Genomic DNA, 15,335 nt, shown 5'->3' with positions numbered 1-15,335 from the left:
GTTTGATTATGAAAGCTCTAAAATATATTCTAACCTTTTTCTCTATTGGAATTTTACTATACTCATGTGGTGCAGCTCCAATAAACAATTCTTCCGAAGTAAAAGAAGAACCTGTTGTTATTGCAAATGACAGTTTAGAGTATCAAATTATAATTATGGATATTGGTTTTACAGCTTACCTAAACGCTACTGCTTTTCCTCCAGGATATTATTCTCAAACCTATTTAGAAAATAGAAACAGAATATTTGTTACTAATTGGAATATGAGAGTGAATAATCCGTCGAGATTCAACCCAAATATCTACGAAAACATAATTGACTACCAATCTACGGTAGATTATGGTTACGATGTAAACTATAAGTTATTTAACTACTTTTTATTTGCGCAACGCAAATACAATATGAGTTTAGGTCTTGGAAATAGAAGACAAGTACGTTAATTTCTTTTTGTAAAAGTTACAAAACTATAATCGTGCTTATTCTTTTCATCTGCTTTAAAATCTTCTCGAGCAGTTTCTTCCCAAATTTTTAAATCAATTTCCGGAAAATACACATCTGCTTCAAAGTTTTCATGTACAATAGTTACATCTAACTTATCTACTAAATCACATTCCAATGCTTGCTTGTAAATTTGTGCTCCACCAATTATAAAAGCGTTATTACCTTCTGCCAAGTCAATTGCTTCTTCTAAACTGTTTGCAACCAAACAACCGTCCATAAAATAATTATCATTTCTAGTAATAATTACCGAAGTTCTGTTTGGTAACGGCTTACCTATCGATTCAAACGTGTTTCGTCCCATTAAGATATGATGACCTGTAGTAGTTCTTTTAAAACGTTTTAAATCTGCTGGTAAATGCCAAATTAAGTCATTGTCTTTACCAAGTTCATAGTTTTTTCCAAAAGCTGCAATTATTGTAATCATATTTAGGAATGTATTTTAAAGTAAAAAATCCTTAACTTTCTGAAAAACAGATTGTTAAGGATTAAATTTGCTTTTTTAGCGGTCTGGACGGGATTCGAACCCGCGACCTTCGCCGTGACAGGGCGACATTCTAACCAGCTGAACTACCAGACCGTTGCTATTAGCGGATGCAAATATACACTTGTTTTTTAGTTCTCCAAAGAAAATTATATATTTTTTTGCCTACTTATTAAATAAGTTGCTAAAACTTCTTTAAATCCTTTATTGATATCTACAGGAACATAATCTATCTTATATTGTAAGCAACTATTTTTCAATTCATTAAAATAACTTGAAACAGATTCTTTGTATTGTTCTTGTATGTTTTCTGAATATAAATTTATTTCTTCTTTTGTTTCAAGATCTACAAATTTTTTGGGAGCACTGTCAAAATCAAAGTTAAATTCTGTCTTTCCATCATAAGTATGGAACAAAACTACTTCATGTTTGTTAAATTTTAAGTGACGAAGCGCTTCAAACATCTCTTCTTTATCTTTTGTTGTTTGAAACATATCTGTAAATAAGAAAATTAAAGAACGTCTGTGAATATTTTCTGCTATTTCATGTAAATATTGATATGTTTCTGTTGTAGCAGTAGATTCTGAAATTAATAATTGCTCTAATTGATTTAACAACATCTTTCTATGGCGCTCACTTCCTTTTTCTGGAGCGTAAAATTCATAACTATCAGAATACACACTTAAACCTACAGCGTCTCTCTGACGCTTTAATATTTCCATTAAAGAAGCTGCTGCAACTGCAGCATATCCTATTTTATTTAGATTATCTATTGTTTGCTTTTTCACAACTGGATAATGCATTGATGCTGAATTATCTACAATTATATGACAGCGTAAATTAGTTTCCTCTTCGTATTTTTTGGTATATAATTTTTCTGTTTTGGCAAATAGTTTCCAATCAATATGACGTGTACTTTCGCCTTTATTGTACAATTTATGTTCAGAAAACTCAACTGAAAATCCGTGAAACGGACTTTTATGCATTCCTGTTATAAAACCTTCAACAACTTGTTTAGCAAGTATGTCTAAGTTTTTTATTTCTGATGATTTAACTTCGGATAAATTTATCATACTACCAAAATAAAAAAAGGTTTGACGTTAGCCAAACCTTTTATAAATTATAAAGTTTTAATACTACTAAATAGCAGCATCAATTTTACCTGTATAAACATTTTTAGGTGCAACACCTACTTGTTTATCTACAACTTCTCCGTTTTTAAAGATTAAAACAGTTGGTATATTACGTACTCCGTATTTTGCTGCAAATTCTTGATTTGCATCTACATCTACTTTTCCAACAATTGCTTTACCGTCGTATTCTGTACTAATTTCATCTACAATTGGTCCAACCATTCTACAAGGTCCACACCAAGCTGCCCAAAAATCAACTAATACTGGTTTGTCAGATTTTAATACTACATCTTCAAAAGTTGCGTCTGTAATTTCTAATGCCATTTTATTTATATTTTAAATTGTTATTCTAGTTTTACTATACAAAAGTAAGCAAATATTTTGCCAAAACAATTTTATCAAAATTACTTTTGCTTATCTGTCTATCAAAGGATTCTATCCTTACAAACAATAGTTCCTATAAATAATTAAAAAATTGAAGAAGCAATTTTATGAATATTATCGCTTTTACCCATAGAATAATAATGTAAAACCGGAGCTCCTGTTTCTAATAATTCTTTAGATTGTTGAATTGCCCATTCTACACCAACTTCTCTAACATCTTTATTCGTTTTACAAAGTTCTACTTCATTTATTAAATCTTCAGGTAAATCTATTTTAAAAACCTGTGGCAATAATTGCAAATGTCTTTTTACAGCTAACGGTTTAATTCCTGGAATTATTGGCACATTAATTCCTACTTTTTTAGCAGCTTCGACAAACTGAAAATATTTTTGATTGTCAAAAAACATCTGTGTAACTACATAATCTGCGCCTGCATCTACTTTTTCTTTTAAGCGCTTTAAATCCGTTTGTAAAGAAGGTGCTTCTAAATGTTTCTCAGGATAACCTGCTACTCCGATACAAAAATCAGATTTATGATTTGCTTCAATTACATCATGTAAATATTTTCCACAATTTAAATTCTGAATTTGCTCAACCAAATCTTTCGCATAATGATTCCCGTTTTTAGAAGGTTCAAAATATTTTTGATGACTCATTGCATCACCTCTCAACGCCATAACATTCTCTATCCCAAGATAATGACAATCTACCAAAACATATTCCGTTTCCTCTTTTGTAAAACCTCCACACAGAACATGTGGCACAGTATCTACATCATATTTATGCTTAATTGCTGCACAAATACCAACCGTTCCAGGGCGCATTCTGGTTATTTTTCTATCCAATAAACCATTTCCTTTATCTAAATAGACATACTCTTCCCTAGAAGTTGTTACATCAATAAATGGCGGTTTAAATTCCATTAACGGATCTATATTTTTATATAAATCTTGAATGTTATTTCCTTTTTTAGGCGGAATAATTTCAAATGAAAACAATGTTTTTCCGTTTGCTTTTTTTATGTGTTCTGTAATTTTCATTTATGCTGAATTTGTTTCAGTATCTATTTAAAACTCTTTATTTTTTTTGGAGTTACCACAAGGGTCGCGCTTTACACTATATCTTTTTATTTGACAACTTCTCCACTTCGCTCGAAGAAACAAATAAAAAGGATGCCGTTTCAATCGCTAACGCTACTTACTTAGTAGCTTTTTTACTTCATCAAAATCTTCCTGATATTCCCAATATATCCATCTTCCATCTACATAATCTGTAAGAATATATTTCTCACTTAGAGATTTAATTCTAGAAACTGCAATTAATTTTTTACCAAACTTTTCCGCAGGAATATGTACAACAAGCTCCTTATTATTTTTATCATAACCATGAGAAATGATATAACTACCTAATGTTAATTCTATAAATTCCATATTTTTATTGGTCGGCTATATTTGGGTGCAACCATTTTCTAGCCTTTTCTTTTTTAATTCCTTTTCTTGTAGCATAATCAGTTATTTGATCATCTGTAATTTTACCCAATCCAAAATATTTAGATTCTTTATTGGCAAAATAATATCCAGAAACCGCGGCGGCTGGCCACATTGCCAAACTTTCTGTTAACTTTACACCAATCTTGTTTTCTACATCTAATAAATCCCAAATAGTTTCTTTTTCTAAATGATCTGGACATGCAGGATAACCTGGCGCAGGTCTAATTCCTTTGTAACTTTCTTTAATTAAATCGTCATTAGACAACGTTTCATCAGAAGCATAACCCCAATGTTTTGTTCTAATTTGTTTGTGCAAATATTCTGCAAAAGCTTCTGCAAAACGATCTGCAATTGCTTGTGCCATAATTCCGTTATAATCGTCTTCTTTGGCTCTGTAACTATCTGCTAATTCTTGAGCTCCAAAAATTCCAACACAAAAAGCGCCCATATAATCTGTTAATCCAGTTTCTTTTGGAGCAATAAAATCTGCCAGAGCATGATTTGGTATTCCTTCTCTCTTTTTTAATTGCTGACGTAACGTTCTAAAAATTGCTATTTCTTCTCCTTTTTTCTGAACAGAAATATCATCTTCATTTATAGAATTTGCTTCAAACAAACCAAAAATTGCTTTTGGTTTTAGTAATTGTTTTGCAATAATTTCTTCAATCATTGCTTGTGCTTCTTCATACATAATGGAAGCTTGTTCACCGACAACCTCATCTGTTAAAATAGCTGGAAATTTACCATGTAAATCCCAACTTCTAAAAAACGGACTCCAATCTATAAAAGGAACCAATTCTTTTAAACTTAATTGTTCTAACGTCTGAATTCCTAATTCTTTAGGTTTTACAATTTCCGAAGTATTCCAATCAATTTTATATTTACGTTTACGCGCTTCATCAATAGAAATATATGATTTTTCTTTACCTCGTTTTAAAAACTTGGTTCTAAATTCATCATAATTTTTCTTTAAATCGGCAACGTATTGATTATTTGTTTTCTTGTTTAATAAATCTCCAACAACTGTTACTGCTCTAGAAGCATCATTAACATGAACAACTGCATTTTTATATTGCGTATCAATCTTAACAGCTGTGTGTGCTTTAGAAGTTGTTGCACCACCAATTAACAATGGTAATTCAAAATTTTGACGTTCCATTTCTTTGGCTAAATACACCATTTCATCTAAAGAAGGTGTAATTAAACCGCTTAAACCAATAGCATCTACATTTTCTCTTTTTGCCGCTTCAATAATTTTTTCTGGCGGAACCATAACACCTAAATCTACAATTTCGTAGTTATTACAACCTAAAACAACAGACACAATATTTTTACCAATATCATGTACATCACCTTTTACAGTTGCCATTAAAATTTTACCAAGTGCTTTCTGTTCTTCTCCTTTTTCAGCTTCAATAAACGGATTTAAATAACCAACCGCTTTTTTCATTACACGAGCAGATTTTACTACTTGCGGCAAAAACATTTTTCCTGCTCCAAATAAATCTCCAACCACATTCATTCCTGCCATTAAATTGCCTTCAATAACTTCAATTGGCTTTTCTGCTTGTAATCTTGCTTCTTCTACATCTTCAATAATAAAAGCGTCTATTCCTTTTACCAAAGCGTGTGTAATTCTGTCTTGTAACGGATTTTCTCTCCAAGATAAATCTACCGTTTTTTCTTTTTTAGAACCTTTTACAGTTTCAGCAAAATCTAATAAACGTTCTGTTGCATCTTCTCTTCTATCTAGAATTACATCTTCTACGTGTTCTAATAAATCTTTAGGAATATCATCATAAACTTCTAATAAAGCGGGATTTACAATTCCCATATTCATACCAGCTTGAATGGCATAATATAAAAACACAGAGTGCATTGCTTCTCTTACTCCATTATTTCCTCTAAAAGAAAACGACACATTACTAACACCTCCACTTACAGAAACATTTTCTAGGTTTTCTCTTACCCATTTTGTTGCTTCTATAAAATCGATAGCATTTCTTCTGTGTTCATCCATTCCTGTTGCTACAGGAAATATATTTAAATCGAATATGATATCTTCACTAGGAAAACCAACTTTATTTACTAAAACATCGTAAGAACGTTGTGCAATTTCAATTCTACGCTCATAGTTATCTGCTTGTCCAACTTCATCAAAAGCCATAACAATTACAGCAGCTCCGTAACGTTTAATTTGCGTGGCTTCCCAAATAAATTTTTCTTCACCTTCTTTTAAAGAAATTGAATTCACTACACATTTACCTTGTACAACTTGTAAACCAGCCTCAATGATTTCCCATTTAGAACTATCAATCATCATTGGCACTCTACAAATATCTGGTTCTGCTGCGATTAAATTTAAGAAGCGAACCATAGATTCCTTTCCATCAATTAAACCGTCGTCCATATTAATGTCGACAATTTGAGCTCCTCCATCTACTTGATGTCTTGCTATATCTAACGCTTCATCAAATTTTTCTTCTTTAATTAAACGTAGAAACTTACGAGAACCAGCAACATTTGTACGTTCTCCAACATTTATAAAGTTGCTATTTTCATTCAAGATTAGAGGTTCTAATCCTGATAAACGCATATATTTTGATTGTTTTATCTTCATTACTTATAATGTTCTACTGTTGGAAAAGGTTCATAAAAATGATGTAATAAGCTTTTCCATTCTTGATATTCATCAGATTTTCTAAATCCGATTTCGTGATCTTCTATGGTTTCCCAATTCACTAATAAAATATATTTATTTTTCTCTTCAATACATTTCTTTAAATCATGAGAGATATAACCTTTTATAGAAGAAATAATTTTTTCTGCTATTTTAAAATTAGCTTCAAAGTCTTTCGACAGCCCTTCTTTAACATTTAAAATTGCTACTTCTAAAATCATATCTTATTCTGAAATAAGTTCAAAATGTTGTCTTGGTTTATATTTAGTTGCAATATTTGCAATTACTCTAATGTGTTCTGGGCTTGTACCACAACATCCGCCAATGATATTTATTAAATCTTTCTTTAAATATTCTTCAATCTGTTCTCCCATTTCTTCTGGAGTTTCATCGTATTCACCAAAAGCATTTGGTAATCCTGCATTTGGATGCGCAGAAATTCCGAAATTAGTTTTATTAGCAATTGCTTCTAAATGTGGTTGTAATAAATTGGCTCCTAAAGCACAATTAAATCCGACTGTTAATAATGGAATGTGTGATACTGAAATTAAAAAAGCTTCAGCTGTTTGGCCAGATAAAGTTCTTCCTGAAGCATCTGTAATTGTTCCGCTTAACATTGTTGGTATTTCAATATCTCTTTCATCTTTCACCTCTTCGATAGCAAATAATGCCGCTTTTGCATTTAAGGTATCAAAAACAGTTTCTACTAATAATAAATCTACACCACCATCAACTAAAGCTTCAACTTGTTGTTTGTAAGCGATTCTTAATTCATTAAAAGTTACAGCTCTATAACCAGGATCGTTTACGTCTGGAGACATACTTGCTGTTCTGTTTGTTGGTCCAATTGAACCTGCTACAAAACGAGGTTTGTGCGGTTCTTTTGCAGTAAATTCTTCAGCAACTTCTTTGGCAATTTTAGCAGATTGGTAATTTAGTTCGTACACTAAATCTTCCATCTGATAATCTGCCATTGCAATAGTTGTCCCAGAAAAAGTATTGGTTTCAATAATATCTGCACCAGCTTCAAAATATTTACCATGAATGGTTTTTATGGCTTCTGGTTGCGTAATAGATAGCAAGTCATTATTACCTTGCAAAGGTGTAGGATAGTCCTTAAATCGTTCTCCACGAAAATCTTCTTCAGTGAATTTATAGGCTTGCAACATAGTTCCCATTGCACCATCTAGCACAAGGATTCTTTTTTTAATTTCTGTATGTATGTTCGACATATTTGATATTTTTTATCAGTATGTCATCAGGAAAGGTGTTTTTTTCGCTGTTATCTGTCAAGTCTAGTAAAACTTGTAGAATGTAGCACCTTCTATTTTCTTAAAAAAGAAAAAGGGTTGCTAAGGCTTCAATGGGTCTAATCCCTCTGCCTTTCGTGATAACATATCAATAAGAGTATGAACTAAAGTACAAATAAACGTACTATTTTTTTATTTTCATAATTATATAAGAGCAAATAAATTATTTTTCAAATAATGTTGAAGACAAGTATCTATCTCCTCTATCGCAAATAATTGCAACTATAACTCCTTTTTCTATTTGGCGAGCAACTTTTAGAGCAGTTGCAACAGATCCTCCACTACTCATACCTGCAAAAATGCCTTCTTCTGCAGCTAACCTTTGCGTCATTGTTTTTGCCTCTTCTTCACTAACTTCTATAACTTTATCAACTTTAGATGCATTAAAAATAGCAGGAACATAATCGTCTGTCCATTTTCTAATTCCTGGTATTTTTGCACCTTCCGCAGGTTGAGCTCCAACAATTGTAATATTTTCATTCTGCTCTTTTAAATAATCTGAAACTCCCATTATTGTTCCTGTTGTTCCCATAGCTGAGACAAAATGAGTAACTTCTCCTTCTGTGTCTCTCCAAATTTCGGGACCGGTTGTTTTATAATGTGCTTTAGAATTGTCTGTATTGTCAAACTGATTTAACCTAAAATATCCTTTTTTATATTTTAATTTTAAGGCATAATCTCTAGAACCTTCCATACCCAACTCTTTTGGAGTTAAAACTACTTCTGCTCCATAAGAACGCATTGTTTTTATACGCTCTTCTGTTGAGTTTTCTGGTAAAACCAGCACCATATTTACACCCAAAACTTTTGCCATTAAAGCTAAAGCAATACCAGTATTTCCACTAGTAGCTTCCACTAAAGTATCTCCTACTCTAATATTTTTTCTTTGAATAGCTTCATTAATCATGTTGTAAGCAGCTCTATCTTTAACGCTTCCTCCAGGATTATTTCCTTCTAACTTTAATAATAATTTTACACCTTCTTTTTGTAAAATATTTTGAACTTCCACCAAAGGTGTGTTTCCAACAAAATCTATGATACTTTTTGTTTTCATCTTGTTTTTTTAATAATTTTATTTTCCAATTTCTCAATAACAATTACGTCTTTCGGAATTGATTCTGTAACACAAACATTAGCTCCAATAATTGAGTTTTCACCAATTACAACATCTCCTCCAAGAATAGTTGCATTTGCATAAATTGTTACATTATTTTCTATTGTTGGGTGCCTTTTTGTAGACGCCATACTTTTCTTTACTTGTATTCCACCTAAGGTAACTCCCTGAAATATGGTTACATTTTTTTTTATAATTGTGGTTTCACCAATCACAATTCCAGTTGCATGATCTATAAAAAAAGAATCTCCTATTTGAGCTCCAGGATGAATATCTGTTCCCGTTGTGCTGTGTGCAAATTCACTCATCATTCTTGGTAAAACTGGTATTTCTTGATTTAGTAATTGATGACTTAACCTGTAAACAGCAATTGCATAAAAACCAGGATATGCTAAATAAATTTCTCTTAGACTTTTTGCTGCAGGATCACTATTTAAGGCAAATACTGCGTCTAAATCTAATTTTTTTCTTATTTCTGTAAATGAATTCTCGAAATCTAACCAAAAACAGTCTTTGTTTTCTATTGATAATCGCTCTAAAATTCTTAAAAATTTATTTTTTGTTGCTGCACCATTTTCTTGTTGATAATTCTCATCAAAAAGACAATTAATCAACTCTTTTGTAAAGATTTCTACAGCATCTTTTAAACACATACTGTAATTTTCTGATACTCTTTTGGGCGCTACTTCTTTCATTTATAATTTTATACTTCTGGTGCTAACTCAATTTCTAAGCCTTCTAATTCTGGTGTAATTTGAATCTGACAACCTAATCTACTATTATCTTCTACGTCAAAAGCTTCTGCTAACATTGCATCTTCATCATCTGACATTTCTGGCAACTGGTGATCTGATTTTACATAACATTGACAAGATGCACACATTGCTGCTCCACCACAAACACCAATAGTTCCTTCTTCAGCTAGCTCGTACGAGCGAACCAACTCCATTAAATTCATTGCCATATCTGTAGGCGCAATAACCTCATGCAAAACACCTGCTCTATCTGTTATTTTAATATTGATGTCTTGCATCTTAATTTGCTTTTAGTAATATTGTCTGCAAAGTTACACAAACCTTACTTATTGAATTGCTTTTACTACAGCTTTTGGTGCTTCTTTTTTGGTTCCATCAAAACCTTCTACACCACCAACTGTTGTATATTTCATTACGTACTTTTTATCTGGAAAAATTCTTTTATAGGCACTTTGACACATTAAAGTTGCTTCGTGAAATCCACATAAAATCAATTTTAACTTTCCAGGATATGTATTTACATCTCCAATTGCATAAACTCCAGGAATATTTGTTTGATAATCTAAAGCGTTGTTTACTTTAATAGCATTTTTCTCTATTTCTAGTCCCCAATTACCTATTGGACCTAGTTTTGGAGACAATCCAAAAAGTGGAATAAAATGATCTGTATCTATAATAAAAGCATCTTCACCTTTTTTCTCTACGGCAACTCCAGTTACTTTATCAGTTCCTAAAATTCCTTTTACTTCCGCAGGAGTTATGATATTTATTTTCCCCAAATTCTTTAACTCTTGTGCTTTTTCTACAGAATCTAATGCGCCTCTAAATTCATTTCTTCTATGGATTAAAGTTACTTCTGAAGCAACATCTGATAAGAAAATTGCCCAATCTAAAGCTGAATCTCCTCCTCCAGAAATTACTACTTTTTTATCTCTATATAATTCTGGTTCTTTAATAATGTATTCTACTCCATTATCTTCAAACTTCTCAAGATTTTCAATTTTAGGTTTTCTTGGCTCGAAAGAACCTAAACCACCAGCAATTGCTACTACTTTAGCATGGTGTTTTGTTCCTTTGTTTGTAGTAACAATAAAAGTACCATCTTCTTGTTTATCTATTGTTTCTGCTCTTTCTCCTAGCGTAAAACCTGGTTCAAATTGTTTTGTTTGCTCTAACAATTTATCTGTTAAATCTCCTGCTAAAATTTCTGGATAAGCAGGAATATCATAAATAGGTTTCTTGGGATAAATTTCTGAACATTGTCCGCCAGGTTGTGGTAACGCATCAATTAAATGACACTTTAGTTTTAATAAACCCGCTTCAAAAATTGTAAATAATCCTGTTGGTCCTGCTCCTATTATTAGTATATCTGTTGTAATCATTTTTTTTATTTTTCAACTAAACTTTTTGTAAACTCGTTTAGCTTTTCAACTTTATCCTCAAAATCTCCTTTAAGGGTTTTTCTATATTTATTTAAATTCTGTACTAAATCATCAATATTATCAGGAATAACTTCCTCAAAAAACTGACGTAATCTTTTGGCTGTTGTTGGTGATTTTCCGTTTGTAGAAATGGCTACTTTTACGTTTCCTTTGGTTACAATCCCACCCATATAAAAATCGCAATATGGCGGATTATCAGCAACATTTACCAATATATTTTGTTCTTTACAATCTTTATAAACCTGAATATTTACTTCAACTTTATCGGTGGTTGCAATGACAATATTTTTCTTTGATAAAAATGATTTTTGATATTCAGAGACAATCATTTTTATTCCAAATTTATTAGCCAACTCTTTTGTTTCTTCTCTAAAAAAAGGTGAAACCATGGTTACTTTAGAATTTGGACTCGACTTCAACAAAAAAGACAACTTTTCTAATGCTACAAAACCTCCACCAACAATTAGCGTTTCTAACTGTTGTGTTTTTAAAAAGATAGGATATAATTCGTTTTGTTCCATAATTCTATCTCTTTAAATGTTTGCATATTCTTGTTGAACATTTGCTAAAATTGCTCTATGTTTTACAACGTCACCCAAAATTATAATTGCAGGGTTGCTTAATTCTTGCTCTTTTACAACATCTAATATTGTATCTACCGTTCCAACTCCTACTTTTTCGTTACTTCTTGTTCCGTTTTGAATAATTGCAACTGGTAAATTATTTTTATTTTCTTGTTGAAATAACTGTATAATCTCTGGCAATTTCCCCATTCCCATTAATACAACAACCGTCGCATTCGATTTTGCTGCCAATGCAACATCATTTGATAATTTATGCTCTTTTGTTGTACCTGTAATTACCCAAAAACTTTCTGCGCTACCACGTTTAGTAACAGGTATATTTTGATAAGCAGGAACTGCTAATGAAGATGAAATTCCAGGAACCATAGCGGTTTCAATTCCAAAACCTGCTGCAAATTCCATTTCTTCTGCTCCACGACCAAAAATAAAAGGATCTCCTCCTTTTAAACGAACTACATGTCCGTGCGTTTTTGCACGAGCAACAATTAATTCATTAATCTGTTCTTGTTGATATTTGTAACAACCTCTTCGCTTTCCAACAAAAATTTGTTCAGCTTCTGGATTTATGTATGATAATAATTCTTCATTAACCAAAGCATCATATAAAACTACATCTGCCTTTTTTAAGACTTTAATTGCTTTTATAGTAATTAGATCTATATCTCCAGGCCCTGCTCCAACTACTGTTAATTTTGGTGTTTTAAAATTCATAATTTCTAAATTACACTTTCAACAAAAGTATTAGTTACTTCTCTAAAATTTCTAACTTTTCTCAACAATTCCTTCGAATCATTGATATATTGTGAACAAAACTCTTTAGTTGGCGCATTTTTATTAATTTGATAAATTAACTCACTAAAAGATGTATTTAACTCAATTTTTCCTGTTGTGATAAATAACTCATCAAATTGAGCAATAATACTAGCATGTGTATTTGTCTTCTTATTTTCTGCCAACAACATAGCTTTAGCCGTATTTACTAAAGATTGATATGCATAATAAATTGCTCCAGAATAAACACCGTTTCCATATGCTTCTTTTGCATTGTCAATTTTTTCATCACTTTCTAAAAACAACGTAGCAATTAAATCGATTACTACACCAGCACATTCTCCAATTCCGATTGCTTTTACATATTTTTCTTCTTCTCCCCAATCAATAAAATCTTCTTGGGTTAAATTAGAAACATCTTGTAAATCTTGAAGAAAATCGTAAAAATACTTTTCTCCTTTTTCTTTATAATATTCCACGAATTGTTTTCCGTTAGCATTTTCATCAAAATCGTTTAAGATTCTACGCATTGCTTCTGGACCTCTTCTACTAGGTACTTTTACAACTTTATCTGCAAAAGCTCCGTTTCCGTTTCCTAAATTTCCTCCACCTAATAAAACTTGTAACGCTGGTGCTACTAATTTATCTGGAGTTCTTACAGTCATTCCTTGAAAACCAATGTTTGCCATATTGTGTTGTCCACAAGCATTCATACAACCACTAATTTTAATGACTAAATCTTCATTTTTTAAATATTGTGGATATTCTGCCGCAATTACTTTCTCTAATTCTACAGAAATACCTGTACTACTTGCAATACCTAAATTACATGTATCTGTTCCTGGACACGCAGTAATATCTACAGCTTTATTATAACCCGCTTCAACAAATCCTAATTTTTCTAATTCTTGATAGAAATAAGGAACTAAATCTTCTTTTACAAAAGGAATTACAATGTTCTGACGTAAGGTTAAACGCACTTCTCCTGCAGCATATTCATCAACTAAATCTGCTAATAAACGTGCTTTGTCTGTATAAAAATCTCCTAATAAAACTTTAATTCCGATTGCCACAAAACCTGCTTGTTTTTGCGGAATTAAGTTGGTAGATTTCCATAAATCAAATGCAGCTTGATCTTTTATTTCAACTTTTGGAGTTTCTACAGAAACTGGAGTTGAAGCAACATAAGAATCTGCATCAATAGCAACTGTTTTTAATTCGATTGCGTTTTGTTCTTGCTCAATTAAATTTCTAAAAGCCTCTAAACCGATATCTTTCAACAAGAATTTCATACGTGCTTTAGCTCTACTTTTACGCTCACCATAACGATCAAAAACTCTTAAAACGCCTTCCATTACTGGAATAATTTTATCTGAAGATAAAAACTCGTATAAGGTTTCTGCATGTCTTGGTTGAGAACCTAAACCTCCTGCAACCATTACTTTAAAACCTCTTACTCCGTTTTCTATTTTTGCTATAAATCCTAAATCGTGTAAATAAGACAATCCTGTATCTTCATCTGTAGAAGAAAAAGAAACTTTAAATTTACGGCCCATTTCTTGACAAATCGGGTTACGTAAAAAGAATTTGTACAATGCATCTGCATACGGAGAAACATCAAAAGGCTCATCTACATCTATACCTGCAGTTTCTGATGCTGTTACATTTCTAACAACATTTCCACAAGCTTCACGTAACGTAACATCATCACGCTCTAATTCTGCCCATAATTCTGGTGTTCTATTTAAATCTACATAATGAATTTGAATGTCTTGACGCGTTGTAATATGTAATCTTCCTCTAGAATATTCATCTGAAACTTCAGAAATTCTTCTTAATTGATTACTTTTTACTTTACCATAAGGTAGTTTTATACGAATCATTTGAACGCCTGCTTGACGTTGACCATAAACACCTCTTGCTAAACGCAAACTTCTAAATTTTTCTTCGTCTATTTGTAGGTTATTAAAAGCAGCAATTTTGTCTGCTAACTCAATAATATCTCTTTCTACAACTGGATTTTCTATTTCTGTTCTAAAACTCTGCATAATTTATTGTAAATGTATTCCACACTCTCTACCTTCTAAGGCTTTAACTGGATCATAATAAGTACTGTTTTTTGATAAATTATTTTCTTCTAAATATTTATCTAACTCTTCGTCTGTCCAATAATAAAAAGGACTTACTTTTAAAATTCCATCTTTACTATAACTTAAAATATCTTTAGAGTTTCTAAGTTCTGTTTGTCTGATTCTAATATTTGTAAACCAAACTTCCGGTTGATGCGTTTCAATTGCTCTTCTAAATGGCTCTAATTTTACTATCTCAGTAAATTTCTTATGATCTGTTTGCTCAAGATCTGGTTCACCTAAAGTAAATTCCGTAAAAGCTTTTGTTTGTAAAGGCACATATGTATAAACATTTAAACGAAATTTTTCTATCAATTGAGAAGCATGACTATAGGTTTCTGGAATATTGTAACCAGTATCACACCAAATAACTTCTATATTCTTTTCCTTTTTATAAAAAGTACTTAATAATACCGCAGAATATTTACCAAAACTTGTAGTAACAATTCTTTTTTCAGTTAACCTTAAAGCCCACTCAATAATTTCTTCTGGAGATTTGCCCCTTAACTCTGCATTCCAATGCTTAATATCTAACTGTTCTTTTATCATCTTTAATACATT

General features: G+C 31.6%; 17 protein-coding genes, 1 tRNA gene and 1 riboswitch. Of the genes, 1 reads left to right on the top strand and 17 read right to left on the bottom strand.

What is annotated here, in order from left to right:
• The first annotated feature begins 8 nt into the window (after positions 1-8).
• Positions 9-440 carry a DUF6146 family protein gene (locus tag L1S33_RS05395; RefSeq protein WP_240553147.1) on the top strand — a complete coding sequence of 144 codons (432 nt, stop codon included), beginning with the start codon at positions 9-11 and terminating at the stop codon, positions 438-440.
• Here the strand turns inward: L1S33_RS05395 and L1S33_RS05390 are convergent.
• From L1S33_RS05390 to L1S33_RS05310, 17 genes are all read right to left on the bottom strand, one after another.
• Complete coding sequence (locus tag L1S33_RS05390) at positions 437-925, bottom strand: dihydrofolate reductase (protein WP_240553148.1); 489 nt, start codon at positions 923-925, stop codon at positions 437-439. The two genes, L1S33_RS05395 and L1S33_RS05390, sit on opposite strands and share 4 nt — an antisense overlap.
• A 79-nt stretch (positions 926-1,004) precedes the next feature.
• A tRNA-Asp gene (locus L1S33_RS05385) sits at positions 1,005-1,078 on the bottom strand.
• 53 nt (positions 1,079-1,131) lie between these two features.
• Positions 1,132-2,055: a DUF58 domain-containing protein gene (locus L1S33_RS05380; protein WP_262914335.1), complete on the bottom strand. Its 924-nt coding sequence runs from the start codon at positions 2,053-2,055 to the stop codon at positions 1,132-1,134.
• 66 nt (positions 2,056-2,121) lie between these two features.
• Complete coding sequence (trxA, locus tag L1S33_RS05375; protein WP_072556790.1) at positions 2,122-2,439, bottom strand: thioredoxin; 318 nt, start codon at positions 2,437-2,439, stop codon at positions 2,122-2,124.
• Between the two features lie 143 nt (positions 2,440-2,582).
• Positions 2,583-3,539, bottom strand: coding sequence for a methylenetetrahydrofolate reductase [NAD(P)H] (gene metF / locus L1S33_RS05370; protein WP_240561530.1), 957 nt, complete (start codon positions 3,537-3,539; stop codon positions 2,583-2,585).
• A 153-nt stretch (positions 3,540-3,692) separates the two neighbouring features.
• Positions 3,693-3,929, bottom strand: coding sequence for a hypothetical protein (locus tag L1S33_RS05365; protein ID WP_240553153.1), 237 nt, complete (start codon positions 3,927-3,929; stop codon positions 3,693-3,695).
• Between the two features lie 4 nt (positions 3,930-3,933).
• Positions 3,934-6,609: a methionine synthase gene (gene metH, locus L1S33_RS05360; protein ID WP_240561529.1), complete on the bottom strand. Its 2,676-nt coding sequence runs from the start codon at positions 6,607-6,609 to the stop codon at positions 3,934-3,936.
• Positions 6,609-6,890: an antibiotic biosynthesis monooxygenase family protein gene (locus L1S33_RS05355; protein WP_240561528.1), complete on the bottom strand. Its 282-nt coding sequence runs from the start codon at positions 6,888-6,890 to the stop codon at positions 6,609-6,611. The genes metH and L1S33_RS05355 overlap by 1 nt, the downstream gene beginning before the upstream one ends.
• Positions 6,891-6,893: 3 nt before the next feature.
• Positions 6,894-7,901 (bottom strand): homocysteine S-methyltransferase family protein, encoded by a 1,008-nt coding sequence (locus L1S33_RS05350; RefSeq protein WP_240561527.1) that lies wholly within the window; start codon positions 7,899-7,901, stop codon positions 6,894-6,896.
• 47 nt (positions 7,902-7,948) lie between these two features.
• Positions 7,949-8,066, bottom strand: a riboswitch (SAM riboswitch).
• 76 nt (positions 8,067-8,142) lie between these two features.
• Positions 8,143-9,033, bottom strand: a complete 891-nt coding sequence (gene cysM / locus L1S33_RS05345; RefSeq protein ID WP_240553158.1) for a cysteine synthase CysM — start codon at positions 9,031-9,033, stop codon at positions 8,143-8,145.
• On the bottom strand, positions 9,030-9,788 hold the full coding sequence (epsC, locus tag L1S33_RS05340) for a serine O-acetyltransferase EpsC (RefSeq protein WP_240553160.1): 759 nt from the start codon (positions 9,786-9,788) through the stop codon (positions 9,030-9,032). The genes cysM and epsC overlap by 4 nt, the downstream gene beginning before the upstream one ends.
• Positions 9,789-9,796: 8 nt before the next feature.
• On the bottom strand, positions 9,797-10,126 hold the full coding sequence (locus tag L1S33_RS05335; protein ID WP_240561526.1) for a 2Fe-2S iron-sulfur cluster-binding protein: 330 nt from the start codon (positions 10,124-10,126) through the stop codon (positions 9,797-9,799).
• Positions 10,127-10,174: 48 nt separating this feature from the next.
• Positions 10,175-11,230, bottom strand: coding sequence for an NAD(P)/FAD-dependent oxidoreductase (locus L1S33_RS05330; protein WP_240561525.1), 1,056 nt, complete (start codon positions 11,228-11,230; stop codon positions 10,175-10,177).
• A 5-nt stretch (positions 11,231-11,235) separates the two neighbouring features.
• Positions 11,236-11,811: a precorrin-2 dehydrogenase/sirohydrochlorin ferrochelatase family protein gene (locus tag L1S33_RS05325; protein ID WP_240553165.1), complete on the bottom strand. Its 576-nt coding sequence runs from the start codon at positions 11,809-11,811 to the stop codon at positions 11,236-11,238.
• Positions 11,812-11,823: 12 nt separating this feature from the next.
• The gene (cobA, locus tag L1S33_RS05320) at positions 11,824-12,585 is read right to left on the bottom strand and encodes a uroporphyrinogen-III C-methyltransferase (protein ID WP_240561524.1); all 762 of its coding nucleotides are present in this window, start codon (positions 12,583-12,585) and stop codon (positions 11,824-11,826) included.
• 5 nt (positions 12,586-12,590) lie between these two features.
• Entirely contained in the window at positions 12,591-14,693 is a 2,103-nt protein-coding gene (locus L1S33_RS05315) for a HEPN domain-containing protein (RefSeq protein ID WP_240561523.1), read from the bottom strand.
• Positions 14,694-14,696: 3 nt separating this feature from the next.
• Positions 14,697-15,323 (bottom strand): phosphoadenosine phosphosulfate reductase domain-containing protein, encoded by a 627-nt coding sequence (locus L1S33_RS05310; protein WP_240561522.1) that lies wholly within the window; start codon positions 15,321-15,323, stop codon positions 14,697-14,699.
• Positions 15,324-15,335: the final 12 nt, after the last annotated feature.

Origin of the sequence: Tenacibaculum aquimarinum, from assembly GCF_022478115.1 — a bacterium.
GTDB lineage: Bacteria > Bacteroidota > Bacteroidia > Flavobacteriales > Flavobacteriaceae > Polaribacter > Polaribacter aquimarinum_A.
Note: the sequence above shows the minus strand (reverse complement) of the source record. Positions and strands in the feature narration are given on the sequence as shown.

Bases quoted from the DNA above. Each gene is read 5' to 3' on its own strand.
- cobA (WP_240561524.1), bottom strand. From the start codon at position 12,585: ATGAATTTTAAAACACCAAAATTAACAGTAGTTGGAGCAGGGCCTGGA.
- L1S33_RS05310 (WP_240561522.1), bottom strand. From the start codon at position 15,323: ATGATAAAAGAACAGTTAGATATTAAGCATTGGAATGCAGAGTTAAGG.
- L1S33_RS05390 (WP_240553148.1), bottom strand. From the start codon at position 925: ATGATTACAATAATTGCAGCTTTTGGAAAAAACTATGAACTTGGTAAA.
- L1S33_RS05395 (WP_240553147.1), top strand. From the start codon at position 9: ATGAAAGCTCTAAAATATATTCTAACCTTTTTCTCTATTGGAATTTTA.
- L1S33_RS05315 (WP_240561523.1), bottom strand. From the start codon at position 14,693: ATGCAGAGTTTTAGAACAGAAATAGAAAATCCAGTTGTAGAAAGAGAT.
- L1S33_RS05330 (WP_240561525.1), bottom strand. From the start codon at position 11,230: ATGATTACAACAGATATACTAATAATAGGAGCAGGACCAACAGGATTA.
- L1S33_RS05335 (WP_240561526.1), bottom strand. From the start codon at position 10,126: ATGCAAGACATCAATATTAAAATAACAGATAGAGCAGGTGTTTTGCAT.
- metF (WP_240561530.1), bottom strand. From the start codon at position 3,539: ATGAAAATTACAGAACACATAAAAAAAGCAAACGGAAAAACATTGTTT.
- L1S33_RS05355 (WP_240561528.1), bottom strand. From the start codon at position 6,890: ATGATTTTAGAAGTAGCAATTTTAAATGTTAAAGAAGGGCTGTCGAAA.
- metH (WP_240561529.1), bottom strand. From the start codon at position 6,609: ATGAAGATAAAACAATCAAAATATATGCGTTTATCAGGATTAGAACCT.
- L1S33_RS05380 (WP_262914335.1), bottom strand. From the start codon at position 2,055: ATGATAAATTTATCCGAAGTTAAATCATCAGAAATAAAAAACTTAGAC.
- epsC (WP_240553160.1), bottom strand. From the start codon at position 9,788: ATGAAAGAAGTAGCGCCCAAAAGAGTATCAGAAAATTACAGTATGTGT.
- L1S33_RS05350 (WP_240561527.1), bottom strand. From the start codon at position 7,901: ATGTCGAACATACATACAGAAATTAAAAAAAGAATCCTTGTGCTAGAT.
- L1S33_RS05325 (WP_240553165.1), bottom strand. From the start codon at position 11,811: ATGGAACAAAACGAATTATATCCTATCTTTTTAAAAACACAACAGTTA.
- L1S33_RS05365 (WP_240553153.1), bottom strand. From the start codon at position 3,929: ATGGAATTTATAGAATTAACATTAGGTAGTTATATCATTTCTCATGGT.
- trxA (WP_072556790.1), bottom strand. From the start codon at position 2,439: ATGGCATTAGAAATTACAGACGCAACTTTTGAAGATGTAGTATTAAAA.
- cysM (WP_240553158.1), bottom strand. From the start codon at position 9,033: ATGAAAACAAAAAGTATCATAGATTTTGTTGGAAACACACCTTTGGTG.